This is a genomic window from Labedella gwakjiensis (genome assembly GCF_003014675.1).
Lineage (GTDB): Bacteria > Actinomycetota > Actinomycetes > Actinomycetales > Microbacteriaceae > Labedella > Labedella gwakjiensis.
Genome location: NZ_PYAU01000001.1, coordinates 720,173 through 742,351, shown reverse-complemented (window position 1 = coordinate 742,351; position 22,179 = coordinate 720,173). Strand labels below are relative to the sequence as shown.

Genomic DNA, 22,179 nt, shown 5'->3' with positions numbered 1-22,179 from the left:
GTCCTCCGTGTGATGGGGTCGGAGAACATCGTGAGCGCTGCGGCTATGAGCGGCCTATCGGGTCGCCGACAGGTCGCCAGGCATCCCCTCTGCGTTCGCCCTCACGGGAGGCAGGCCGTCGAGGAACTCCCCGAACATCCGGCGAGAGGCTGCGGTGGCCGCTTCGAGGTGGGCTGCGCCCTCGGCCCGAAGCCACTCGGGGTCGACGCCTTCCGTCGCGAGGCTCCCGAGGCCCTCGGCGATCCATCTGTCGAACATCGACGGGGTGAGCTCCGGATGGAACTGCACCGCGAAGGCGGTGGCGCCGACCGAGAAGGCCTGGTTGCTGTAGCGTCCGGTGCTCGCGAGCGACGAGATCGACGGCGGAAGCGTGAACGTGTCCCCGTGCCACTCGCAGACGGGCACGCCGACGACGTGGCGGAGCGGCGAGGACAGCCCGGCATCAGAAGGCTCGACGACGGCGAAGCCGATCTCCGACCCGGCGGCCCCACGGTGCACCGATCCTCCGGCTGCTGCGGCCATGATCTGGGCCCCGAAACAGATCCCGAGCGTCGGAGCCTCCCGCTCGAGCCGGTCGCGAACGAGGTCGAGCTCGGGGGCGATGTAGTCGTGGTCCTCGTACACGGCGTGCTCCGAGCCGAGCACCACCACGAGGTCCCACGATTCGTGCGCCGCGGCGGTGACGGACGCGGCCGTCGCGTCGATGACGGTCACGTCGTAGCCGCGCTCGACGAGGACGGGCTCGAGGTTTCCCAGCCCGCCCGCATCGAAGTGTCGGATCGCGAGAGCCCGCATCATGCGGAGGCGACGAGGATGGAAGCGGCGAGCGGCGAGCGAGGAGCGACGTCCAGGAGGGCAGCCACCCCATCGATGGGTTCGCCGAGAGGCGAGGCGAGCTGCGCGCCCGGCGCCTCGGTGGCGAGCGCGGCGGCGAGCGCCCCCTTCATGAGGGCGGAGCGGGTGACGGGTGCGCCGACGGCGCCGACCCGCGTCGGTGTACCGGGCACCCAGCCCGTGCGCCGGAGGGCCGTCGTGGCGGAGTGCGCCAGTTCGGCTGCCGCAGCGCGCACGACGCGCAAGGCCACGACGTCGCCGGCCGCGGCCGACTCGATCACCGTCCGTGCGAAGGAGGCGACGATCGAGACCCGTCGCTCGTCACCCTGGATCACCATGTAGAGCTCGTCGAGGGCACCGAATCGGTCGCGCGCCGCCGCTTCGAGGACCGTCGGCTCTCCGCGTCCGTCGAACGCGCGCATGGCGGCATCGAGCCCGCTCCGGCCGATCCAGAACCCGCTCCCGACATCTCCGACGAGGTACCCCCATCCGTCGACCTTCGCCACGGAGGTCTCGGAGACCGCGAGGATCACGACCCCGGTGCCGACGGCGAGCATCGCGCCCGTCGCCGTACCGTTCGCCGCGAGGTAGCCGCTCACGGAGTCGTGCGCGAGTGCGACCCGCCGAACCCCGAGGGGAGCGACAGCGGCGAGGAGCACGTCGGGCCGGGAGGCCGCCGGCGTGAGGCCGGAGAGCCCGAGCGCGAGTTCCCCGACGGGACGGCCGGAGCGCTCGCTCAGCTCGGTCGCGAACGCGGCCACTTGCGGGAGGATCGGGCGGTCCGTGAGGACTCCCGGTGCCTCGTGTTCCTCGAGCACGGCACCGCTCGGGTCCGTCAGGCGCAGCCGTGTGCCGGTCTGCCCACCGTCGACGGCGAGTCTGTTGCCGGTCATGCGCCGACCTCCTCGTCGTCCGTGCTGAGCACCGTGCGGAGCCAGAGCGCGGCGAGGGCGTCGTGCCCCTCCGGCGTGGGATGGACGCCGTCCTCGGCGAGTGAGGGGGCTCCCCTCTCCGCAGCGAGCCGGCCGAGCTCGACGTCGGCGGGCACGAGCACGGCGTCGAACTCGGCTGCGAGCGCCCGGACGGCCTCGATCTTCGGATCCAGGTCCTCTCGCCACATCTTCTGCGCGCGCAGCACCGGGAGGACGAACGGCTCGACGAGCACGAGGGCGAAGCCTGCCTCTCTCGCGGCCGTGAGCAGCGTGCGGTAGCGGGAGGTGAAGTCCTCGACGCTCGTCTCGTCGTGGTCGTCGTAGCGACGCCAGGTGTCGTTGATCCCGACGAGGATCGAGAGGACATCGGGGCGGTGCGCGAGGACATCGTCGGAGAGACGCGCGAGGAGGTCCACGACCCTGTCGCCGCCGACACCCGTGTTCACGACGTCCACGCCGTCGAACTCCCGAGAGTCGGCGAGTCGTCGGACGTAGCCGTCCCCGAGCCCGTCGCCGACGCCGTCGCGCCGACCGGCGTCGGTGATGCTGTCACCGGTGAAGAGCACGCGCGTGCCGTGTCCGATCGTGATGGCCATCGTTGGTGTCGTCTCCTCGTCGATGAGGCGGCGCTCGCCGCCACCGAGTCACGATATCGCCTCCTGGCCCCTCCACGCGGCCGGAGGGGGCCGCGTCTCTAGGATGGAGGAATGGCTACCCCGACGAGACTTCCCCGCATCGCGATCCTCGGAACCGGCTCGATGGGGGGTGCCATCCTGACGGGTCTCGTGCGGCCAGAGGTCGAGGTCGACGGCGGCATCACCGTGACGAACCGTTCACGCGAGAAGGCCGAAGCCCTTGCGCAGCTTCCCGGGGTCACGTCGCTCGCCCTCTCGGACGATCCGGACGCGAACCGGCGAGCGGCGGCGGGGGCCGCCATCGTGCTCGTCGCGGTCAAGCCGGCGATGGTGCCCGATCTTCTCCGCGAGATCGCCGACGTCCTCGCGCCGGGAACGATCGTGGTGAGCGTCGCCGCCGGGGTCACCGTCGCGACGTTCGAAGAGATCCTGCCGGAGCACGTCTCCGTCATCCGCTCCATGCCGAACACCCCGTCGATCGTCGGGCGCGGTCTCGCCGGCGTCTCGGCCGGTTCGCGCTCGAGCGCCGAGGACCTCGCCGTGGTGCGTTCCGTCTTCGAGACCGTCGGAGCGGTGCTCGAGGTGCCCGAGTCGAAGCTCGACGCCCTCAGCACCATCTCGGGCTCGGGCCCCGCCTACGTGTTCTACCTGATCGAGGAGTTCACGCGCACCGCCATCGGGAAGGGCTTCACGCCGGAAGAGGCCGACCTCCTCGTGTCGCAGACGTTCCTCGGAGCGGCCGAGCTCCTCGTCTCGTCCGACAAGACGGCTGAGGAGCTGCGCATCCAGGTGACGAGTCCGAAGGGGACGACCGAACGGGCCATCGCAGTGCTCGAGGCGGCGGGACTGGAGCGCACCTTCACGGAGGCGACGGACGCGGCGCTCGCCCGCTCCCGCGAACTCGCCGCCCCCACCCCCTCCTGACCCCCCTCCAATACCCCAAAAAGATTCGGATGCAGCACGAAATTCGATGCTGTATCCGAATCTTTTTGGGGTGAGAGACGGGGTCAGGAGTCGAGCGCGGCGAAACGTTCGATGTCGGCCGAGGTGCCGGAGACGATGATGAGGTCGTGGTTCGACACGACGGTGTCCGCCGTGGCATAGGTGAACGGCTTTCCCGGGCTCTTCACACCGACGACCGTGATGCGGTGCTTCGTCCGCACACCGCTCTCCGTGAGGTTCAGGCCGCGGATCGGCTTCGGCGGATACATCTTCACGAGGACGAAGTCGTCGTCGAACTGGATGAAGTCGAGCATGCGCCCGCTCACGAGGTGGGCGACGCGCTCCCCGGCTTCGGCCTCGGGGTAGATCACGTGGTTGGCTCCCACACGGGCGAGGATCTTGCCGTGCGACTGCGAGACGGCCTTCGCCCAGATCTGGGGGACTTTGAGGTCGACGAGGTTCGCGGTGATGAGCACGCTCGCCTCGATGGACGAACCGACCGCGACGACCGCGATCGAGAACTCCTGCGCGCCGATCTGCTTGAGGGCCTCGATGTTGCGGGCGTCTGCCTGCACCGTGTGGGTGATGCGCTCAGACCACTTCTGGACGAGACCCATGTCCTCGTCGATCGCGAGAACCTCGCGGTCGAGGCGGTCGAGCTCGCCGGCGCATGCCGCTCCGAAACGGCCGAGGCCGATCACGAGGACGGGTGCGTCGTGCTTGATGCGATCAACCAACGATCGGCCTCTCCTCTGGGCGTCTGAACAGCTTCGATCTCTGACTCGCGGCCACGGCGGCTGCGAGTGTCACTGTACCAACGCGCCCGAGGAGCATCGTCATCGCGAGCACCACCTTGCCCGACTCGGGGAGGTCGCCCGTGAGGCCGGTCGAGAGCCCCACGGTACCGAACGCAGAGATGACGTCGAAGAGCACGTAGTCGAGCGGAGCATTCGTGATGTGGAGGAGGGTCACCGTGGAGAGAGCGACGATCGTCGCGCCCCAGAGCACGACGCTCACGGCCACGCGCGAGACGTCGCCGGGGATGCGGCGCCCGAACGCCTCCATGTCCGGGTTGCCCTTCGCCTCGGCGACGGCGGAGAGGAACAGGACGGCGATCGTCGTCACCTTGATGCCCCCGCCGGTCGACGCGGACCCGCCTCCGATGAACATGAGCATGTCGGCGACGAGGAGGCTCGAGCCGTTGAGATCGGGGATCTCGATGGTCGCGAACCCGCCGGACCTCGTCATCATCGAGAGGAACAGCGACTGGAAGACCGTGTCGGAGGCGTTGAGGGTCCCGAACGTCTTCGGATTGTCGTACTCGAGGACGATGAAGGCGACGGCCCCGAGTACGAGGAGCAGGAGCGTCGTGACGACCGTGAGCTTCACGTGCAGCGACCACAGCCGCGGGCGCAGGAGCTGCTTCTGGAGTGCGTAGATCACCGGGAAGCCGACGGCGCCGAGGAACACGCCGATCATGAGGATGGAGAGGAACCAGTAGTCGTTCTCGAACCGGGCGAGTCCTTCGGCGTTCGGGGTGAATCCCGTGTTCGTGAAGGCCATGGCCGAGTAGTAGAAGCTGTTCCAGATGGCGTCCCAGAGGGGGATCCCGTCGATGAGCATGCGTGGGAAGAGCAGAGCCGCGACTCCCGCTTCGATGACCACGAGGCTGAGCGCCACGGTCACGAGGAGGTTTCCGACCTCGCCGAGGCGCACCGCCTGGCTCTCGGAGACGGGACCGTGGTGCGCCCGCATCGGGTTGGAGTCGCTCGCTGCCATGAGCTTCGCGCGCAGGCCGAGCTTTCGTGAGATCGCGAGGCCCAGGATGGAGGCGAGCGTGAGCACGCCGACGGCGCCGATCTGCACGCCGACGTAGATGAAGATGTGGCCGACCAGGGACCAGTGGGTCGCCATGTCGACCGTCGCGAGACCCGTCACGCAGATCACGGAGACCGCGGTGAAGAACGCGTCGGCCAGGTCCGTGCGCTCCCCGGCGACCGTCGCGGCCGGCATGCTGAAGAGCAGAGTGAACACCAGGATGAGGAACGTGAACACGAGGATCGCGAACCGCGACGGGGAGCTCCCGGTGAAGTCGTTCACCCGGTCGCGCACGCCGGCCCAGAAAGACCGGTGCGCGATCGGGGAGCGACGGAGGTCGCCCTTGAGTGCCATGGGTGCTCCCGGTGCGTGGATTCGGCTCGGAGCCGAGCGAAACGAATGTCATGGTACTCCGTCTCTCGACTCACTAGCCTGGTGGGATGGCCGATATCTTCACCGTGATCGCTGACCCCACGCGTCGCGACATCCTCCAGGTGCTGCTCGACGGGTTCGAGCCGGGGATCGAGGGTGTGCAGCCCGGCACGAGCGTCTCGGAGATCGTGGCCCAGCTCGGGCTCAGTCAGCCCACGGTGTCGAAGCACCTCAAGGTGCTGCGGGAGGCCGGCCTCGTGTCCGTGCGGGAGGAGGGGCAGCACCGCTTCTACAGCCTCGATTACACGCCCCTCGAGTCGGTGGAGGACTGGTTGATCCCGTTCCTCAGCGCGGATTTCGATCCCGCGGAGCAGGCGAGGCAGATGGTCGCGAGCCTCCCGGACCAGGCGCGCCACGTGGCCGATGCGATCGGACATTCGCTCGCCGACACGACGCACCGGGTCACGTCGGCTGTGCAGGCTGTCGGCAAGAAACTGCGGCCCTGAGGGCTGGTCCCTTCGATGGTCCCCCGCGTTTGGGAGCGTGGCTTTCCCGCGCGCCGCTTACTAAGGTGATCATCATTCACATCGGTCGCTCCCGCACCTGGGAACGGCTTTCTCCGTCGTCCGGCGGATCCGATGTCCTGGGGAGGCCCTCTTGAGCAACGAACTGTCCGACGCACGCTTCCTCACGGTCGCCGAAGTCGCCGACATGATGCGGGTCTCGAAGATGACCGTCTACCGTCACGTCCACTCGGGGGAGCTGCCGGCGATCCGCTTCGGGCGCTCGTTCCGCGTGCCGGAGTCCGCGGTGCTCGCGGTCCTGAACAACCCTGTCATCGGTTCGGCCTCGGACCTCGGCGAGCATTCCGCCTGAGTCCCTGCCTGCTCGGGATCAGAGCGCGTCGAGTGCAGCAGGATCGCTGACGAGTCGGCGTGCGCTCTCGTGAGCGACACGCGTAGGTCGACTCTGGAGATCGTCGATCCCGCGTCGGACGAATTCTCGATGGACGCGCCCGCTCACCTCGAAAAGCCAGACGTGCGGCAGGTCTCCGAGAAAGGGTCGCACCTCGTGTCCGTGCGAGTGCGGAAGGGCGTGGAGCAGGTGGTATCCGGAGATCGGCAGGCCGGCGCGGGTTCGGAGGTCGGCCGGCGCCGAGAGGAAACCGACGACGTCCAGTTCGTCGAGAGCGTCGATGAGTCGCTGGGACACGATCTTGTAGCCGGCGCCGTTCGCCGCGATCATGTCGCCCATGAGCATGCCGCCGAGGAGGGGCTCGAACCACAGGGCGAACGGAGCGGAGTCGAATCCGCCGTCCGAGACGAGATCGTCCTCGTCGCGACCGTCGGGGAGGCGGAAGTCTGCGGGCCCCGTCCGTCCCATCCATGCGCTCTGCACCTGAAGACGCGACCTCCCGTGGTCAGCGCCCAGTACCCACCAATCGTCGATGTCATCGACCACGGTGATCCCCCGATCCCTTGGTCTTTCGATCATGGCCTGCGAAGCGGAGGGTCGGTAGTCGGATGTTTGGGGGACACGGCAACATAGTGGATGACGGCGCACCGGTCAGTCACCGGATCTCGCCCGAACGGACCTGTGCGCAGCATGCAGTTGCATCGGCTAGACTGTCCCGAGGCATTTTCCCGGTCGCGGTTGTCGCGGCCCTTTCCGATCTTCAGTGAGGTACCCGTGGGTTCTGTTATCAAGAAGCGCCGCAAGCGTATGGCGAAGAAGAAGCACCGCAAGCTGCTTCGTAAGACCCGCCACCAGCGCCGCAACAAGAAGTAGAGTCGCGCGCGTCGAACGAGCGTCAGGCCGAATGGCCTGGCGCTTTTTGGCGTTCGTCCACTCCGGCCTGATCGTAGAAAGTTTGGATACCCGAACATTGTAAATCGATCAGCCGAACATTAGGATGAACTCATGCCATCCCCGGTTCCACGTACGACAGCGTTCCGACGCCGGCCGTCGTTCCGTGGCAGACGTGTTCGGCGACGCGCGGCGCTCCCGGGGGCGGCCCTCGTGCTCGTCCTGCTTGCCGGATGCGCTCCGGCGCCAGAGGCGGACGACCGGCCCGTCGTCGTCACGACGTTCACGGTGCTCGCCGACATCGCCCAGAACGTCGCGGGTGGGCATCTGCGGGTCGAGTCGATCACCAAGGTCGGGGCCGAGATCCACGGCTACGAGCCGACCCCCGGGGACGTGCGGGTCACGGCGAACGCCGACCTCATCCTCGACAACGGACTCGGGCTCGAATCGTGGTTCGAGCGCTTCGTCGGCGAGCTCGACGTGCCCCACACCGTGGTGAGCGATGACGTGGACCCCATTCCGATCGCGTCGGACGCGTATGCCGGCCGGCCGAACCCTCACGCGTGGATGTCTCCGCTCGAGGCGAGGGACTACGTCGATGCGATGGTCGCGGCGTTCGCCGACCTGGACCCGGCGCACGCCGCCGACTTCCGTGCGAACGGCGACGCGTACAACGTGAAGCTCGACGAGGTGCACGACGAGCTGGCCGCCGGACTCGAGTCGCTTCCTCCCGGTCAGCGGGCGCTCGTGACATGCGAGGGAGCGTTCTCCTATCTCGCCCGGGACGCAGGGCTCACCGAGGCCTACTTGTGGCCGGTCAACGCCGAGCAGCAGTCGACACCTGGCCAGATAGCCGACGTGATCGATTTCGTGAAGGAGAATGACGTCGCCGCCGTCTTCTGCGAGTCGACGGTCTCGGACTCCGCGATGCGGCAGGTGGCCGGTGCGACCGGTGCCGACTTCGGGGGAGTGCTCTACGTGGACTCCCTGTCGCTTCCCGACGGCCCCGTACCGACCTATCTCGATCTCCTGCGGCACGACGTCCGCACGATCGTGGCCGGACTGTCGGGAACGGGAGGCGACTCGTGAGCGGGCGGCTGGAGCCGGCCCCGAGCCGCGACGCCGCTCTCGAGCTCCGCGACGTCACCGTCCGGTACGGCGACGTCGTCGCGCTGGAGGGCGTCCACCTCTCGATCGCTCCCGGTCGCATCTGCGGTGTCGTGGGCATGAACGGCTCGGGCAAGTCCACCCTCTTCAAGACGGTGATGGGTCTCGTGACTCCGGACTCCGGGAGCGTCGCGGTCGCCTCCCTCGCGCCGACTGCGGCGCGAAAGCGCGGCCTCGTCGGCTACGTGCCGCAGAACGAGGATGTGGACGGCCAGTTCCCCGTGAGCGTCGCCGACGTCGTCATGATGGGGCGCTACGGGCGGATGGGCTTCTCGAGGCGACCGCGAGCGGCCGACCATGCCGCCGTCGCTGAGGCGCTCGACCGGGTGGAGCTCACGGAACTCGCCGACCGGCAGATCGGACGGCTCTCGGGCGGGCAGCGGAAACGTGCGTTCGTGGCCCGCGGAATCGCGCAGGGTGCGGACATCCTGCTGCTCGACGAACCGTTCGCGGGTGTCGACAAGCGCTCGGAGGCCACCATCAGTCGTCTCCTCCGCGAGCTCGCGGAGGACGGCCGCACGATCGTCGTCTCGACGCACGACCTGCGGGCGCTCCCCGCGCTGTGCGACGAAGCGGTGCTGCTCCTGAGGCGGGTGCTCGCGCACGGGGATCCGCGCGACGTGCTGCGTCCGGAGCAGCTCGCTCGTGCATTCGGACTCGACGTGCTCGCGGAGGAGGGCTGACATGGCCGGTCTCGACGGATTGCTCGGGCTGCTCCTCGAGCCGCTCCAGTTCGACTTCATGGTGCGAGCCCTCGCCGCGACGGTCGTCGCCGCCGTCGTCTGCGCCCTCCTCAGCTGCTGGCTCGTCCTCATCGGCTGGTCGCTCATGGGGGACGCGGTGTCGCATGCCGTGCTCCCCGGTGTCGTCCTCGCCTACATCGTCGGTGCGCCCTTCGCGATCGGCGCCCTCGTGTTCGGCTTCCTCGCCGTCGCCCTCATCGGGGTCGTGCGCGACACGAGCAGGGTGAAGGAGGACGCGGCGATCGGCATCGTGTTCACGACGCTGTTCGCGCTCGGACTCGTGCTCGTGTCGGTGACGCCGAGCCAGACCGATCTCGGCCACATCGTATTCGGGAACGTGCTGGGGATCGGCACGGGCGATCTGGTGCAGATCGTCGTCCTCGGCGGCGTCGCCGCCGCCGTGCTGCTCGTGAAGCAGCGCGACCTGACGCTATTCGCGTTCGATCCGACGCACGCCCACGCGATCGGCCTCTCACCTCGACTGCTCGGGGCCGTGCTGCTCGGGGTGCTGGCGCTCACGTCGGTCGTGGCGCTGCAGACGGTCGGCGTGATCCTCGTCGTCGCGATGCTCATCATCCCGGGTGCCACGGCGTATCTCCTGACCGATCGGTTCTCCGCGATGCTCGTGATCTCCCCGTCGATCGCGGCTGCGGCGGCCGTCGCGGGGATATACGCGAGCTACTTCCTCGACGTCGCGCCCGGCGGAATGGTGGTGCTCGCTCACGGCGTCGTCTTCGTCATCGTGTTCCTGGCGAGCCCACGGCATGGCGTGCTCGTGGCTGCGGTCCGTCGCCGGCTGCGGCGGCGGGCGGCGGGCCGCATCGCGGTCGCGCCGTAGAATCGCCACCGTGGATCTCGACCGACTGACGCGAATGGCGCAGGATTTCGTCAGTGCCATCTGGAAGTCGGAGGAGTGGAGCGACGCCCCCGCGACGGCAGGCGACATCGCGGCCCGCATGGGGATCGCCACGTCCACGGTGTCGGGCAACCTGAGGAAGCTCGTCGCCGACGGGCTCATCGAGCACGAGCGCTACGGAGCGGTCACCCTCACGGCAGAGGGTCGGGTGGCCGCCGTGCAGATGGTGCGTCGGCACCGGCTTCTCGAGACGTATCTCGTGGAGCGGCTCGGCTATGGATGGGACGAGGTCCACGAGGAGGCCGAGCACCTCGAGCACGCCGCGTCCGAGACGTTCATCGATCGCATCGACCGTGATCTCGGCTTCCCCGTCCGCGATCCCCACGGCGACCTCATCCCGCGGCGGGACGGCCGCGTCGCGTCATCCGATGCCGTCGCGCTCACCGAGCTGGCCGTGGGCGGGACGGGGGTCATCGCACGCATCTCCGACGAGGACCCGGCTCTCTTGCGGTACCTGGCCGGACACGGACTCGGTCTGGATTCACGCGTCTCCGTCCGCGACCGCGTCGACGTCGCCGGTGTGATCGTCCTCGCTCGCGTGGACGACGGATCCGAGACGGTCACCGAGCTCGGTGTGCTCGCGGCTCGGGCGATCTTCGTCCTGCGCGACGAGGACTGACCGCGCGGTCGGGCGCCGGCGGCTGGCTAGGCTGGTGCGATGACCGTCGCCCTCACCCTCATCGGGAAACCGGACTGCCACCTGTGCGACGACGCGCGCGCCGTCGTGGGACGTGTCGTCGCCGATCTGGGTGGGAGCGGGACGGCGCCGGACGTGTCGGTCGAGGAGCTCTCGATCGCCGACGACGAGGCTCTCAGGGAGCGCTACTGGGAGATGATCCCGGTCGTCCTCGTGAACGGTCGGCAGCACTGCTACTGGCGGGTCGACGCCGACCGGCTGACCGCCGCGATCTCGGCCGCCGCGAATATGGAGGAAGACCGATGACCATCCGTCACATCGTGATGTGGACGCTCACCGCGCAGGACGAGGGCACGAAGGCGGCGCACGCCGCGGAGATCGCCTCTCGACTCGGCGCCCTCGTGGGAGTCGTGGAGGAGATCCAGTCGCTCACCGTGTCGACGAACGTCGCGTACCCCGAGCAGAACTCGGACGTGGTCCTGGTCGCGGACTACGCCGACCTCGATGCGCTCGACCGCTACCAGAAGCACCCGGCCCACCAGGAGGCCGCGGCCTTCGTGCGCAGCGTCGTCTCGTCCCGCGCCTCCATCGACTACGCCCTCTGACCCCCCCTCTCACACCAAAAAGATTCCGATACGGCACGGAATTCCATGCTGTATCGGAATCTTTTTGGTGTGGGGTGGTGCGGAGGTCAGGGGAGGAGGCGGGTGGGGCCTCGGAAGAGGTAGGTCGTCTCACGGATGGACTGCTCGCCCAGCAGCAGCATGAGCACGCGCGCGAGGCCCATGCCGAAGCCGCCGTGCGGCGGCACGCCGTAGCGGAAGAAATCGAGGTAGAACCCGAGCTCCTCCGGGTCGAGACCCTTCTCCTTCGCCTGCTCGACGAGCACGTCGACGCGGTGCTCGCGCTGCGCTCCCGTGGAGATCTCGACGCCGTTGAAGATGAGGTCGTAGCTGTTCGTGAGCGACGAATCGCCCTCGTGGCGCATGTGGTAGAACGGCCGGATGCTCGACGCGTAGTCCGTGAGGAACACGAAGTCGTGGCCGAACTCCTCCTTCACGTACGCCGAGATGCGGCGCTCGCCCTCGGGGTCCATGTCGTCGTCGGCGCGGGGCACCTCGTATCCGCGCTCGGCGACGATGCGCTTCGCCTCGGCGAGCGGGATGCGGGGGAACGGCTGTGACGGCACGACGACGTCGAGGTCGAAATGCTCCTTGAGCGCCTCGCCGTGCTTCTCCTTCACCGCGGTGAACGCCGCGACGAGGAGCTCCTCGTGCAGCTGCATGACGTCTTCGTGCGAGTCGATCCAGCTGATCTCGGCGTCCACGCTCGTGAATTCGGTGGCGTGGCGGCTCGTGAAGGAGGGGTCGGCACGGAACGCCGGGCCGATCTCGAACACCTTGCCGAAGCCGGCCGGCTGCGCCATCTGCTTGAAGAACTGCGGGCTCTGGGCCAGGTACGCGGTGGTGTCGAAGTAGCCCACCTCGAAGAGTTCGGCGCGCGACTCGCTCGCAGAGGCCATGAGCTTCGGGGTGTGGAGCTCGATGAAGTCGTTGTCGATCCAGTACTGGCGGAACGCGTGCTCGATCGTGGTCTGCACGCGGAAGATGAGGTTCTGCTTCGGGTTGCGCAGGTCGAGGAAGCGCCAGTCGAGGCGCTTGTCGAGGCTCGAGTCGGCGGCGATCGGGGCCTCCGGCAGCGACTCGGCCACGACGTCGAGCGACTCGACCTTGACCTCGAGCCCGCCGAGCTTGACGCGCTCGTCGTGCTTGAGGGTTCCGGTCACGGTGAGGAAGGACCCGTGCGCGAGAGCGGAGATCGACTCCGTCACCGCGAGGCGCTCAGCGCTCGATGCGTCACCCTCCACGAGTTCGCGGACGGCGGGGTTCACGAGCTGTACGGCGCCCGACTCGTCGCGCAGGACGACGAACTGGACCTTCTTCTGATCGCGGACGGTCTCGACCCATCCGGAAACGCTGACGGGGCCGTCCTCGAGGGCGGCGAGGTTCTTGACGAGGGTGCGGTTGCTCACGGGGGTCAAGCCTACTCGGGGTGGACGCGGGCGGCCGCGGCTGCGGCGAACGTTCAGGCGGCACGAACGTAGAATGATCGGGTGTCTGCCTCCCGGATCCATCTCGTCCGGCACGGCGAGGTCCACAATCCCTCGCGCGTGCTCTACGGACGCATCCCCGGTTTCCGGCTATCGACGCTCGGCGAACGCATGGCCGGGGCCGCTGCGCTCGCTCTGCAGGACGAGCACGCCCCCGTCGCGCGGCTCATCGCCTCGCCGCTGCAGCGCACGCAGGAGTCCGCAGCGCCCGTCGCGACCGCTTTCGGTCTCGACATCGAGACCGACGAGCGCCTCATCGAGCCCCGCAACCACTTCGAGGGGCTCGTCATGGCGAAGGCCGTGCGCAACCCGATCAACTGGTTCGCGCTCCGGAATCCCCGGCTCCCGTCGTGGGGCGAACCGTATCGGTCCATCTCCGAGCGAATGCTCGCGGCCGTGACCGATGCGTGGGAGTCGACGCCCGCCGGCGACGTCGTCCTCGTCAGCCACCAGCTGCCCATCTGGATGGTGCACTCCACGGTCACGGGCACGCCGTTCCCGCACGACCCGCGGAAGCGCCGTTGCGCCCTGTCGAGCATCACGACGCTCGAGCGCCGCGGCGACTCCTTCGTCGAGGTCGCGTACCGCGACCCGGCCGCTGGACTCGCGACAGCCGCGACCGATGTCGGGGCGGTGTGACGAGCTTGACCAGAACCACTCGTCGGCTCGCCGGCATCGCCGCCCTCCTGGCCTCAGCGGCCCTCGTCCTCACCGGGTGCGTCAACGACCCCCTCGCCGAGCAGTACCGCGAGGGCAGCGGCAAGGGGTACGTCGCCGGTGACGGCAGCTGGACGGAGATCGCGGTCGACGATCGGGCCGAGCCGATCGAGTTCGAGGGCATCGACCAGAACGGCGACGCCGTGTCGTCCGACGACTACCTCGGTGAGGTCCTCGTCGTGAACTTCTGGTACGCCGCGTGCGCGCCGTGCCGCGCCGAGGCGCCGGACCTCGTGGACCTCAGCGCCCAGTACGACGGTGAGGGCGCGTCCTTCCTCGGCGTCAACGTGCGGGACCAGGCGGACACCGCGATCTCGTTCGACGAGACCTTCGGTATCGAGTACCCGTCGATCATCGACGCCAACGACGGCGCCGTGAAGCTCGCGTTCTCCGGCGACGTTCCGCCGAACGCCGTGCCGACGACGATCGTGCTCGACGCGGAGGGTCGTGTCGCGGCGCGCATCGTCGGGCAGCTCCGCGACGCGTCGATCCTCGACACCCTCATCCGCGACACGATCGCCGAGACCGCGGAGTGAATCCGGGCGAGGTCATCACGAGCGGCTCCCTCCTGGTCGCCGTGCCCCTCGCGATGCTCGCGGGACTCGTGTCGTTCGCGTCACCGTGCGTGCTGCCGCTCGTGCCGGGCTACCTCGGCTACGTCGGCGGCTTCCAGGGCGACGGCGCTCGCGATCGCCGACGGCTCGTGCTCGGCGCCTCCCTGTTCGTGCTCGGATTCGCCGTGGTCTTCGTTCTCTACGGAGCGGCCTTCGGTGCGATCGGCGCGTGGTTCGTCCAGTGGGAGAGCGTCATCACACGCGTGCTCGGTGTCGTCGTCATCCTCATGGGCCTCGTCTTCATCGGCCGATTCGGTGCGTTCCAGCGCACGGCGAAGCTCTCGTGGCTCCCCGCGACGGGACTCGGCGGCGCCCCGTTGCTCGGAGCCGTCTTCGCGATCGGGTGGACGCCGTGCATCGGGCCGACGCTGTCTGCGGTGCTCTCGATGGGATTCACGGGAGGGTCGGCCTGGCAGGGCGCACTCCTGGCGTTCGGCTACTGCCTCGGGCTCGGCATCCCCTTCATCCTCATCGCGCTGGGCCTCGGCTGGGCGACGCGTTCCGTCGCGTTCCTCAGGACCCACATCCGCGCGGTCAACATCGTGGGCGGCGTGCTGCTCATCATCGTCGGTGTCCTCATGGTCTCCGGCGTGTGGACCATGATCATGTACCAGTTGCAGGGGGTGATGTACGGTTTTGAGCTCCCCATCTGACCCACGTCCCGAGAAGCCGTCACGGCCCGCCCGATCCGCGGGCGGTCGCGGACCCTCCGACCGCATCGACGACCCGAACGCCCGCCCGGAACTGGACGGGGAGAACGCGGAGTCGGAAGCGTCGTCGACGGTCGCGCAGGGCGACGGTCCCGTCTCGCCGAAGCTCGGCGTGATCGGCTCGCTGCGTTTCTTCTGGCGGCAGCTCACGAGCATGAAGACGGCGATCCTGCTGCTCCTGCTGCTCGCGATCGCCGCCATCCCCGGTTCGCTCGTGCCGCAGCGCTCGAGCGACCCGAACGGTGTCACCCAGTACTTCACCGACAACCCCGACCTCGCGCCGATCCTCGACAAGATCCAGCTCTTCGACGTCTACAGCTCGCCGTGGTTCTCCGCGGTCTACATCCTTCTGTTCATCTCGCTCATCGGCTGCATCATCCCGCGCACGAAGCACCACTTCGACGCGATGCGCGCCCGACCGCCGCGCACTCCCGCCCGACTCTCCCGCCTCGCCGATCACCGCGAGGAGACGTATGCGGACGTCGACGTGGAGACGGCGCTCGCCGAGGCGCGATCCATCCTCACCTCGTCCCGCTACCGGGTGGAGGAGTACGAGCAGCGCGGCGTGCGCTCGCTGTCGGCCGAGCGCGGGTACCTCCGTGAGACGGGCAACCTCGTCTTCCACGCCTCCCTCGTGGGCGTGCTCATCGCCGTGGGGGTGGGCGGCGGGTTCGGATACTCCGGCCAGCGCGTCGTCGTCGAGGGGCAGTCGTTCGTCAACTCCGTGATCGACTACGACTCGATCAATCCCGGTCGGTTCTTCGACGAGGACAGCCTCTCCCCGTACGCGCTGAATCTCGACTCCTTCGACGTGACGTACGAGACGGCGAACCTCGACGCGTACGGCCAGCCGATCGACTTCACGGCGCACGTCACGACGACCACGCCGGACGGGGAGTCCTCCGATCAGGAGATCAAGGTCAACCACCCGCTGCGTTTCGAGGGCACCGACGTGTTCCTGCTCGGCAACGGCTATGCGCCGACGATCACCGTGCGCGACCCCGACGGGAAGGTCGTGTTCACCGACTCGGTGCCGTTCCTCCCGCAGGACGCGAATCTCACCTCGATCGGCGTCGTGAAGATCCCCGACGGTCTCTCGGAGCAGGTCGGGATGGTCGGATTCTTCTACCCGACCGCCCAGCCGCTCGACGACGGTGCCTTCACGTCCACCTATCCCGACCTCGTGCTCCCGATCCTGTCGCTCAACGTCTACACGGGTGACCTCGGCATCGACGACGGTGTTCCGCGCTCCGTCTACACCCTCAACACCGACGAGATGACGCAGGTCGCCGGTCGCGACTCCGACGTGGAGGCGATCCAGTTGAGCCCGGGCGACACCGCGGAGTTGCCGAACGGTCTCGGCTCGATCGAGTTCGAGAATGCGAACCCCGATGCGGCGGCCGGCGACTACTCGGGGTCGGTGCCGCGCTTCGCGTCGCTCGACATCCACAACGACCCGAGTCAGGTGTGGGTGCTCGTGTTCGCCGTCCTCGTGGTGCTCGGCCTGCTGACGTCGCTCTTCGTCCCGCGCCGCCGCGTGTGGGTCGCGGTGCACCCCGTGTCCGCCGCGTCCGCGGACGATACCGCGGACGAGTCCGGATCCGGCGTGCGGGTGGAGTACGCGGGCCTCGCCCGCGGTGAGGATCCCGGCCTGGCCGACGCGGTGGACGCGCTCGCCTACCGGCACGGAACGGCCCTCGGCGTCGAGCGACCGTGACGGCCGGAATGACGCGGATGTCGACCTCATCGGCCGTCTGTTCCACAGCTTCGAGAGGTAGTCTGAACAGGTGAATCTCAACGACTTCTCGGTGTTGGCGCTCTGGACGGCCCTCGCGCTGTATGCGCTCGCCTTCATCGCCTTCACCTTCGATCTCGCGCGCCGCAGCAGCGAGGTGCGACTGAGCGCCGAGTCGGCCGTGCCGAGCGCCGTCGAGCGCAACGCCGGCGCCTCGACCGCAGCCGGTGCCGCAGGGTCGCGGGGCTCCGGCACCCTCACGGTCGAACGACCGGCCACGCCGAGCAACGGAGCACGCGTCACCGCGTCGCGCTCACCGTCCCTCCGTGTCGGAGTCGCCCTCACCGTCCTCGGTTTCCTCGTCCACCTCGCAGCGACGATCACGCGCGGCATCGCAGCCGAGCGCGTGCCGTGGGCGAACATGTACGAGTTCGCGATGACGGGCACGCTGCTCATCATCTCGGTGTTCCTCGTCGTTCTCACGCGCGAGGACCTCCGTTTCCTCGGCACGTTCGTCACGGGCCTCGTCGTCGTGCTGCTCGGGCTGTCCTGGAACTTCTACGTGGAGATCGCCCCGTTGCCGCCGGCCCTGCAGTCGGCGTGGCTCGTTGTGCACGTCTTCGTGGCGAGCCTCGGAACCGCATTCCTCGCGCTCGGCTTCGCGCTTTCGGTGGTTCAACTCATCCAGAGCCGGCAGGAGGCGATGAAGCTCGAACTGTCGAAGCTGCGGCTCCGTTTCCTCGCCACCCTTCCGAGCGCCGAGCGCCTCGAGAACATGGCCTACCGGGTGAGCATCATCGGTTTCATCTTCTGGACGTTCACGCTCATCGCCGGCGCCATCTGGGCCGAGAGCGCCTGGGGCCGCTACTGGGGCTGGGACACCAAGGAGGTCTGGACCTTCATCATCTGGGTCATCTACGCGGGTTACATCCACGCACGCGCGACCCGTGGCTGGCGCGGAACCCGGTCGGCCTGGCTGTCGATCATCGGCTTCGCGGCGGTCATGTTCAACTTCGGCGTGGTCAACGTCTTCTTCAAGGGACTGCACGCCTACTCCGGCCTCTGATCCGTCCTCTCTCACACACTCACACCAAAAAGATCGCGATACAGCCCGAAAACACGGGGTGTATCGCGATCTTTTTGGTGTGAGAGAGGGTGAGTGCGGGAGCGCGGTCAGAGGAGGGCGTGGGTGCGCGTGATGCGCTCGTGCCACCAGGCGGTGCGCTCGGGGGACGCTGCATGGCGCTCGAGCAGCGCGGGGGAGAGCACGACGTCGCGCACCGGGATGGCGCCGTCGACCGGGAGGAGCGGGTCGTCGGTCAAATCGGCGGCGAGGAGGGCCGCCGTGCCGAGCCCGCAGTCGAAATCCAGGTCGGGCACCGCTGCCGCGAGGCGTGCGCCCATCGACAGACCGACCGAGGTGTCGAGGGCGCTCGACACCACCACGGGGAGTCCGCTCGCGGCCAGGATCTCGAGCGCTCGGCCCACGCCCCCGAGGGGCTGCGCCTTCACGACGAGGACGTCGGCCGCACCCGCCCGCGCCACGGCGAGCGGGTCGTCGGCCTTCCGCACACTCTCGTCGGCGGCGATGGGGACCCCCATCCACCCGATGCGCGCCCGGAGCTCCACGAGCTCGTCGACGCTCGCGCACGGCTGCTCGACGTACTCGAGATCGAAAGGGGCGAGCTCGCGGATGGCGTGCTCCGCCTCGTCCACGTTCCATCCGCCGTTCGCATCCACACGGATGCGCCCCTCCGGGCCGAGCACACGCCGCACCTCGGCGACGCGCGCCACATCGTCCGCTCGTGACTGCGAGGCCTCAGCCACCTTCACCTTCGCCGTGCGGCAGCCGGGGAAGCGAGCGAGGACGCTCTCCACGTCGGCGGTGGCGACGGCCGGAACGGTGGCGTTCACACGGATGCTGTCGCGGAGGACGGCCGTCTGCTCCACCCAGCCGAAGTCGATCGCCGCCCGCAGCCACGCAGCGGCCTCGGTGTCGTTGTACTCGACGAAGGGGGAGAACTCGGTGGCCCGGAGCGGCCCGTCGAACACGACGGCCTCCCTCGTCGTGATCCCACGGAATCGCGTGGCGAGAGGGAGGGAGACGACGTGGGCCGACGCGAGGAGGTCCTCGGTACCCGGCTTCGATGCGGCGGTCGGATCCATGGCCCCAGTCTCGCATCCGGAGCCCGTTCCGACGGGTGACCTGACACAATCGCAGTATGGCGAGCGACGAGGTAGAGCCGACCGGCGCCGTCCCGGACGAGAACGGACGGGTCGCGGCGGCCTCCGGGGCGGACGAGCCCCGCGCTGACCTCCCCGACGGGTGGTGGCAGCACGTGCTCCCGGCGTACATGCCGGCCGGTGCATGGAAGCCGCACGTCGATGGCGAATCGAGTCTCACGGCCCCCGTGGCCCCCGGCAGCTGGATGCCCCCGGTCTCGTCCTTCCACGCGCTGCGCCCCGGCTCCTCCCTCGCGACGGAGTCCGGTGAGCCCGTCGTTCCGACGCTCGCGGCACTCGCTTCCGCGACCACGATCCCGGGTCTCGCCCACGGCACGAGCGTCGACCTCTCGGCCCTCGACGACGCCGTGCCCGAACTCGCGGGCATGACCGCCTCCGTGCCAGGGGGAGCATCGGCCCTCGAGCAGGTGCGCGCAGCGACCGAGGAGCGAGGGACCCTGTCAGAGGGCGTACCCGATGCGGTCTCGAGCGCTGTGCGGGCCTACGACCCGGCCACGTTCGATCGGGCCCAGTCGGCGATCGCGCGCTACGCCTCCGAGGGCGGCACGGCCAATGCGTTCGCGGATGCGACGCGCGCCGCCGGTATCCCGACGGACGCGACACCGCGCCAGGCGGCGCAACGAGTGCGGCAACTCGCGACGGGCACCCAGCGCCCCGTCGTTCCGACGTCGATCCTCGAGCGGCACCGCGCCCAGGTCTCGAGGCTCGTGACGACCTCGGCCGTGCTCGCCGGCATCGTGGTCGTCACGATCTTCGTCTTCCTCAACCTCGACGACGAATCGGCCGGTTTCATCGGGCTCGGCCTGATCGCGGTCGGGCTCGTGCAGGCCGGGTTCTTCGTCTGGGCGATCGTGCTCGCCGTGCGCGGCAGGGTGCTCCGCATCCCCGTCGGGGGAGCTCGCCCGCTGTATGCGCTCCTGCTCCTGTCGTTGTGTTCGCCCGTGCCCGTCTTCATCCTGCGTACGGTGCTCGAGGTGTTCGCGTGACCGGGATCGGCAGCGAGCGGTCGACGCGTGCCGGCGGGCTTAAACTGGCCGGATGAGCGTCTCCGAGCTGTTCGACGAATCCGAGTGGACCGAGGCCCCCGGCTTCGCCGACCTCGAGGACATCACCTACCACCACACGAACGACGGACGTGTCGCCCGCGTGGCCTTCGACCGTCCTGAGGTCCGCAACGCCTTCCGGCCGCGTACGGTGGACGAGCTCGCACGCGTGCTCGACGACGCGCGTCAGAACCCGCGCATCGGTGTCGTCCTGCTCACCGGCAACGGGCCCAGCCCGAAGGACGGCGGCTGGGCGTTCTGCTCGGGAGGGGACCAGCGGATCCGCGGACGCGACGGCTACCGCTACGCCGAGGGCGACACCGCCGAGACGGTCGAGCCCGCCCGGTCGGGGCGCCTCCACATCCTCGAGGTGCAGCGCCTCATCCGCTTCATGCCCAAGGTCGTCATCGCCGTCGTGCCCGGTTGGGCCGCCGGCGGTGGACACTCCCTCCACGTCGTCTGCGACCTCACGATCGCGAGCCTCGAGCACGGGAAGTTCAAGCAGACGGACGCCGACGTCGGGTCGTTCGACGCGGGATACGGCAGCGCCTACTTCGCCCGCCAGGTGGGGCAGAAGTTCGCGCGTGAGGTGTTCTTCCTCGCCGAGGAGTATTCGGCGGAACGTGCGCTCGCCACCGGCGCGATCAACGCGGCGGTTCCGCACGCCGAGCTCGAGTCGACGGCGCTCGCATGGGCGCGCACGATCCTCGGGAAGTCGCCGACAGCCATCCGCATGCTCAAGTTCGCCTTCAACGCCGTCGACGACGGACTCGTGGGGCAGCAGGTCTTCGCCGGCGAGGCCACGCGCCTCGCCTACGGAACCGACGAGGCGGTCGAAGGGCGCGACGCCTTCCTCGAGAAGCGCGAGCCCGACTGGGCGCCCTACCCGTGGCAGTACTGACCGCGCGTCCATCCGTCTCGTGAGCAGGTCGCTCGTCCGTATCGGGGCCGGAGAACCGTCCCGTCTCCTGGTCTCCATCGCGGCGGCTCTCGATGGCACAGGGGCGGCCGTGCAGCCTCTCGACGAAGGCGCTTCTCCGCTCTCCGTCGCCGACGCCGCACCCGCGTCGGAATCCGTGCCGGACGAGGTCGCCGTCGTCATCGCGACGTCCGGCTCGAGCGGGTACCCGAAGCGCGTGGCGCTGTCGGCCGACGCCCTCCTCGGCAGCGCACGCGCAACGGAATCGGCGCTCGGCGGGCCCGGTCGCTGGGTGCTCGCGATGCCCGCGCACTATGTGGCCGGGGTGCAGGTGCTCGTGCGTTCGATCGTCGCCGGATCCGAACCCGTCTCGGTCGGCCCGTTCTCGGAGGAGCGGTTCGCGCGAGCCGTCGACACTGCAGCCACCGGCGCGGATCGCCGTTACACGGCCCTCGTCCCCGCGCAGCTGGCGCGACTGCTCTCGGATCCGGCCGGGTCGGAGGCGCTCGCCTCCCTCGACGCCGTGATCGTGGGTGGCCAGGCGGTTCCCCTCCTGCTCCGCGACCGTGCGGAGGCCGCAGGTGTGCGCCTCGTCCGCAGCTACGGGTCGAGCGAGACGGCGGGAGGCTGCGTCTACGACGGCCGTCCGCTCGACGGCGTCGACGTCCGTGTCGCCGACGGCGAGATCGAGATCGGGGGTGCGACGCTCGCGCTCGGCTACCTCGGAGACGACGCCCGCACCGCAGCGGCGTTCTCCGAGGACGGCGGGCGCCGTTGGTTCCGCACGGGCGACGCCGGGGCATTCGAGGACGGCGTCCTCGACGTGTTCGGGCGACTCGACAACGTCATCGTCTCTGGCGGGGTGAACGTCTCCCTCGACCGCGTCGAGGCGGCGGTGCGCGACCTCCCGGGCCTCGGCGACGCCGTGGTCGTCGGGGTCGACGACGACCGGTGGGGAGCCGTGCCGATCGTCGTCGTCGATCGCCGTTCTCGTTCGGCGGACGAGGGGGCGGTCTCGCTCGACGAGGTCCGTTCGCGGATCGGCGAGCGTCTGGGGGTCGCGGCGCGTCCTCGGCAGATCGTCCCGGTCGAGACCGTTCCCCTCCTCGCGAGCGGCAAGCCCGACAGGATCGCGGTCGCTCGCATCGTGGCCGGCGCTGACCCGTCCGCTACGGGACCCATCGGCGCATGACGAGTGTTCTCGGCCGAACACCCTAGAATCTGTTGCGAAACGAAAGGTCGGCACGTGGCTGCGAAACAACAGAGACTCGACCCGGCGGGTTCG

26 protein-coding genes are annotated in these 22,179 nt (G+C 69.0%); 18 read left to right on the top strand and 8 right to left on the bottom strand.

Annotation, left to right across the window (positions count from 1 at the left end; all coding sequences use genetic code 11):
• Positions 1-54: 54 nt before the first annotated feature.
• The 3 genes from CLV49_RS03405 to CLV49_RS03395 are packed head-to-tail and all read right to left on the bottom strand — an operon-like array spanning position 55 to position 2,362.
• Positions 55-798: a glutamine amidotransferase-related protein gene (locus CLV49_RS03405; protein ID WP_106562272.1), complete on the bottom strand. Its 744-nt coding sequence runs from the start codon at positions 796-798 to the stop codon at positions 55-57.
• A complete protein-coding gene (locus CLV49_RS03400) occupies positions 795-1,727 on the bottom strand; it encodes an N-acetylglucosamine kinase (protein WP_106562271.1) in 933 nt (310 codons plus the stop codon). The genes CLV49_RS03405 and CLV49_RS03400 overlap by 4 nt, the downstream gene beginning before the upstream one ends.
• Entirely contained in the window at positions 1,724-2,362 is a 639-nt protein-coding gene (locus tag CLV49_RS03395; protein WP_106562270.1) for an SGNH/GDSL hydrolase family protein, read from the bottom strand. The genes CLV49_RS03400 and CLV49_RS03395 overlap by 4 nt, the downstream gene beginning before the upstream one ends.
• 111 nt (positions 2,363-2,473) lie before the next feature.
• On the opposite strand from CLV49_RS03395, the gene proC reads away from it, so the two are divergent.
• Positions 2,474-3,325 (top strand): pyrroline-5-carboxylate reductase, encoded by an 852-nt coding sequence (gene proC / locus CLV49_RS03390; RefSeq protein ID WP_106562269.1) that lies wholly within the window; start codon positions 2,474-2,476, stop codon positions 3,323-3,325.
• 83 nt (positions 3,326-3,408) lie between these two features.
• Here the strand turns inward: proC and CLV49_RS03385 are convergent, their stop codons facing one another.
• Together CLV49_RS03385 and CLV49_RS03380 are read right to left on the bottom strand one after the other, a co-directional pair.
• Entirely contained in the window at positions 3,409-4,080 is a 672-nt protein-coding gene (locus tag CLV49_RS03385; protein ID WP_106562268.1) for a potassium channel family protein, read from the bottom strand.
• Positions 4,073-5,515: a TrkH family potassium uptake protein gene (locus tag CLV49_RS03380; RefSeq protein WP_106562267.1), complete on the bottom strand. Its 1,443-nt coding sequence runs from the start codon at positions 5,513-5,515 to the stop codon at positions 4,073-4,075. Before CLV49_RS03380 ends, CLV49_RS03385 begins: the two co-directional genes overlap by 8 nt.
• Before the next feature lie 86 nt (positions 5,516-5,601).
• On the opposite strand from CLV49_RS03380, the gene CLV49_RS03375 reads away from it, so the two are divergent.
• Positions 5,602-6,039 carry an ArsR/SmtB family transcription factor gene (locus CLV49_RS03375; protein WP_106562266.1) on the top strand — a complete coding sequence of 146 codons (438 nt, stop codon included), beginning with the start codon at positions 5,602-5,604 and terminating at the stop codon, positions 6,037-6,039.
• A gap of 151 nt (positions 6,040-6,190) precedes the next feature.
• The gene (locus CLV49_RS03370) at positions 6,191-6,409 is read left to right on the top strand and encodes a helix-turn-helix domain-containing protein (protein ID WP_106562265.1); all 219 of its coding nucleotides are present in this window, start codon (positions 6,191-6,193) and stop codon (positions 6,407-6,409) included.
• Between the two features lie 18 nt (positions 6,410-6,427).
• On the opposite strand, the gene CLV49_RS03365 is transcribed toward CLV49_RS03370, so the two are convergent.
• Positions 6,428-6,931 (bottom strand): hypothetical protein, encoded by a 504-nt coding sequence (locus CLV49_RS03365; RefSeq protein WP_127054533.1) that lies wholly within the window; start codon positions 6,929-6,931, stop codon positions 6,428-6,430.
• Positions 6,932-7,222: 291 nt separating this feature from the next.
• Between CLV49_RS03365 and CLV49_RS03360 the strand changes: the two genes are divergently transcribed.
• The 7 genes from CLV49_RS03360 (at position 7,223) to CLV49_RS03330 (ending at position 11,407) form a co-directional block, all read left to right on the top strand.
• Positions 7,223-7,321 (top strand): 30S ribosomal protein bS22, encoded by a 99-nt coding sequence (locus tag CLV49_RS03360; RefSeq protein WP_003792170.1) that lies wholly within the window; start codon positions 7,223-7,225, stop codon positions 7,319-7,321.
• 132 nt (positions 7,322-7,453) lie between these two features.
• Positions 7,454-8,428: a metal ABC transporter substrate-binding protein gene (locus CLV49_RS03355; RefSeq protein ID WP_106562263.1), complete on the top strand. Its 975-nt coding sequence runs from the start codon at positions 7,454-7,456 to the stop codon at positions 8,426-8,428.
• Complete coding sequence (locus CLV49_RS03350; RefSeq protein WP_243696778.1) at positions 8,425-9,189, top strand: metal ABC transporter ATP-binding protein; 765 nt, start codon at positions 8,425-8,427, stop codon at positions 9,187-9,189. Before CLV49_RS03355 ends, CLV49_RS03350 begins: the two co-directional genes overlap by 4 nt.
• Before the next feature lies 1 nt (position 9,190).
• On the top strand, positions 9,191-10,087 hold the full coding sequence (locus CLV49_RS03345) for a metal ABC transporter permease (RefSeq protein WP_106562262.1): 897 nt from the start codon (positions 9,191-9,193) through the stop codon (positions 10,085-10,087).
• 10 nt (positions 10,088-10,097) lie between these two features.
• Positions 10,098-10,784 (top strand): metal-dependent transcriptional regulator, encoded by a 687-nt coding sequence (locus CLV49_RS03340; protein ID WP_279432425.1) that lies wholly within the window; start codon positions 10,098-10,100, stop codon positions 10,782-10,784.
• 39 nt (positions 10,785-10,823) lie between these two features.
• Positions 10,824-11,108 carry a glutaredoxin family protein gene (locus tag CLV49_RS03335; protein WP_106562260.1) on the top strand — a complete coding sequence of 95 codons (285 nt, stop codon included), beginning with the start codon at positions 10,824-10,826 and terminating at the stop codon, positions 11,106-11,108.
• The gene (locus CLV49_RS03330; RefSeq protein ID WP_106562259.1) at positions 11,105-11,407 is read left to right on the top strand and encodes a Dabb family protein; all 303 of its coding nucleotides are present in this window, start codon (positions 11,105-11,107) and stop codon (positions 11,405-11,407) included. The genes CLV49_RS03335 and CLV49_RS03330 overlap by 4 nt, the downstream gene beginning before the upstream one ends.
• An 86-nt stretch (positions 11,408-11,493) precedes the next feature.
• Here CLV49_RS03330 and aspS read toward each other — a convergent pair whose 3' ends face one another.
• Positions 11,494-12,834, bottom strand: coding sequence for an aspartate--tRNA(Asn) ligase (gene aspS / locus CLV49_RS03325; protein ID WP_106562258.1), 1,341 nt, complete (start codon positions 12,832-12,834; stop codon positions 11,494-11,496).
• A gap of 81 nt (positions 12,835-12,915) precedes the next feature.
• On the opposite strand from aspS, the gene CLV49_RS03320 reads away from it, so the two are divergent.
• The 5 genes from CLV49_RS03320 (at position 12,916) to ccsB (ending at position 17,754) form a co-directional block, all read left to right on the top strand.
• A complete protein-coding gene (locus CLV49_RS03320) occupies positions 12,916-13,551 on the top strand; it encodes a histidine phosphatase family protein (protein WP_106562257.1) in 636 nt (211 codons plus the stop codon).
• Positions 13,548-14,165 (top strand): TlpA family protein disulfide reductase, encoded by a 618-nt coding sequence (locus tag CLV49_RS03315; protein WP_106562256.1) that lies wholly within the window; start codon positions 13,548-13,550, stop codon positions 14,163-14,165. The genes CLV49_RS03320 and CLV49_RS03315 overlap by 4 nt, the downstream gene beginning before the upstream one ends.
• Complete coding sequence (locus CLV49_RS03310) at positions 14,162-14,896, top strand: cytochrome c biogenesis CcdA family protein (protein ID WP_243696779.1); 735 nt, start codon at positions 14,162-14,164, stop codon at positions 14,894-14,896. Before CLV49_RS03315 ends, CLV49_RS03310 begins: the two co-directional genes overlap by 4 nt.
• A gap of 64 nt (positions 14,897-14,960) precedes the next feature.
• Positions 14,961-16,670 (top strand): cytochrome c biogenesis protein ResB, encoded by a 1,710-nt coding sequence (gene resB, locus CLV49_RS03305; protein ID WP_424979035.1) that lies wholly within the window; start codon positions 14,961-14,963, stop codon positions 16,668-16,670.
• A gap of 70 nt (positions 16,671-16,740) precedes the next feature.
• Entirely contained in the window at positions 16,741-17,754 is a 1,014-nt protein-coding gene (gene ccsB / locus CLV49_RS03300; protein ID WP_106562255.1) for a c-type cytochrome biogenesis protein CcsB, read from the top strand.
• A 107-nt stretch (positions 17,755-17,861) separates the two neighbouring features.
• Here the strand turns inward: ccsB and CLV49_RS03295 are convergent, their stop codons facing one another.
• Positions 17,862-18,854, bottom strand: a complete 993-nt coding sequence (locus tag CLV49_RS03295) for an o-succinylbenzoate synthase (protein ID WP_106562254.1) — start codon at positions 18,852-18,854, stop codon at positions 17,862-17,864.
• A gap of 56 nt (positions 18,855-18,910) precedes the next feature.
• Here CLV49_RS03295 and CLV49_RS03290 point away from each other — a divergent pair, with 56 nt between their 5' ends.
• Genes CLV49_RS03290 through menE form a run of 3 tightly spaced genes read left to right on the top strand, consistent with a single transcriptional unit; the run spans position 18,911 to position 22,086 of the window.
• Entirely contained in the window at positions 18,911-19,918 is a 1,008-nt protein-coding gene (locus tag CLV49_RS03290; protein ID WP_106562253.1) for a hypothetical protein, read from the top strand.
• Between the two features lie 52 nt (positions 19,919-19,970).
• Positions 19,971-20,876 (top strand): 1,4-dihydroxy-2-naphthoyl-CoA synthase, encoded by a 906-nt coding sequence (locus tag CLV49_RS03285; protein ID WP_106562252.1) that lies wholly within the window; start codon positions 19,971-19,973, stop codon positions 20,874-20,876.
• Between the two features lie 19 nt (positions 20,877-20,895).
• On the top strand, positions 20,896-22,086 hold the full coding sequence (gene menE, locus CLV49_RS03280; RefSeq protein WP_106562251.1) for an o-succinylbenzoate--CoA ligase: 1,191 nt from the start codon (positions 20,896-20,898) through the stop codon (positions 22,084-22,086).
• Positions 22,087-22,179 lie beyond the last annotated feature (93 nt).

Bases quoted from the DNA above. Each gene is read 5' to 3' on its own strand.
- CLV49_RS03330 (WP_106562259.1), top strand. From the start codon at position 11,105: ATGACCATCCGTCACATCGTGATGTGGACGCTCACCGCGCAGGACGAG.
- CLV49_RS03295 (WP_106562254.1), bottom strand. From the start codon at position 18,854: ATGGATCCGACCGCCGCATCGAAGCCGGGTACCGAGGACCTCCTCGCG.
- CLV49_RS03375 (WP_106562266.1), top strand. From the start codon at position 5,602: ATGGCCGATATCTTCACCGTGATCGCTGACCCCACGCGTCGCGACATC.
- CLV49_RS03335 (WP_106562260.1), top strand. From the start codon at position 10,824: ATGACCGTCGCCCTCACCCTCATCGGGAAACCGGACTGCCACCTGTGC.
- CLV49_RS03400 (WP_106562271.1), bottom strand. From the start codon at position 1,727: ATGACCGGCAACAGACTCGCCGTCGACGGTGGGCAGACCGGCACACGG.
- CLV49_RS03380 (WP_106562267.1), bottom strand. From the start codon at position 5,515: ATGGCACTCAAGGGCGACCTCCGTCGCTCCCCGATCGCGCACCGGTCT.
- CLV49_RS03290 (WP_106562253.1), top strand. From the start codon at position 18,911: ATGGCGAGCGACGAGGTAGAGCCGACCGGCGCCGTCCCGGACGAGAAC.
- proC (WP_106562269.1), top strand. From the start codon at position 2,474: ATGGCTACCCCGACGAGACTTCCCCGCATCGCGATCCTCGGAACCGGC.
- CLV49_RS03395 (WP_106562270.1), bottom strand. From the start codon at position 2,362: ATGGCCATCACGATCGGACACGGCACGCGCGTGCTCTTCACCGGTGAC.
- CLV49_RS03355 (WP_106562263.1), top strand. From the start codon at position 7,454: ATGCCATCCCCGGTTCCACGTACGACAGCGTTCCGACGCCGGCCGTCG.
- CLV49_RS03405 (WP_106562272.1), bottom strand. From the start codon at position 798: ATGATGCGGGCTCTCGCGATCCGACACTTCGATGCGGGCGGGCTGGGA.
- CLV49_RS03285 (WP_106562252.1), top strand. From the start codon at position 19,971: ATGAGCGTCTCCGAGCTGTTCGACGAATCCGAGTGGACCGAGGCCCCC.
- CLV49_RS03345 (WP_106562262.1), top strand. From the start codon at position 9,191: ATGGCCGGTCTCGACGGATTGCTCGGGCTGCTCCTCGAGCCGCTCCAG.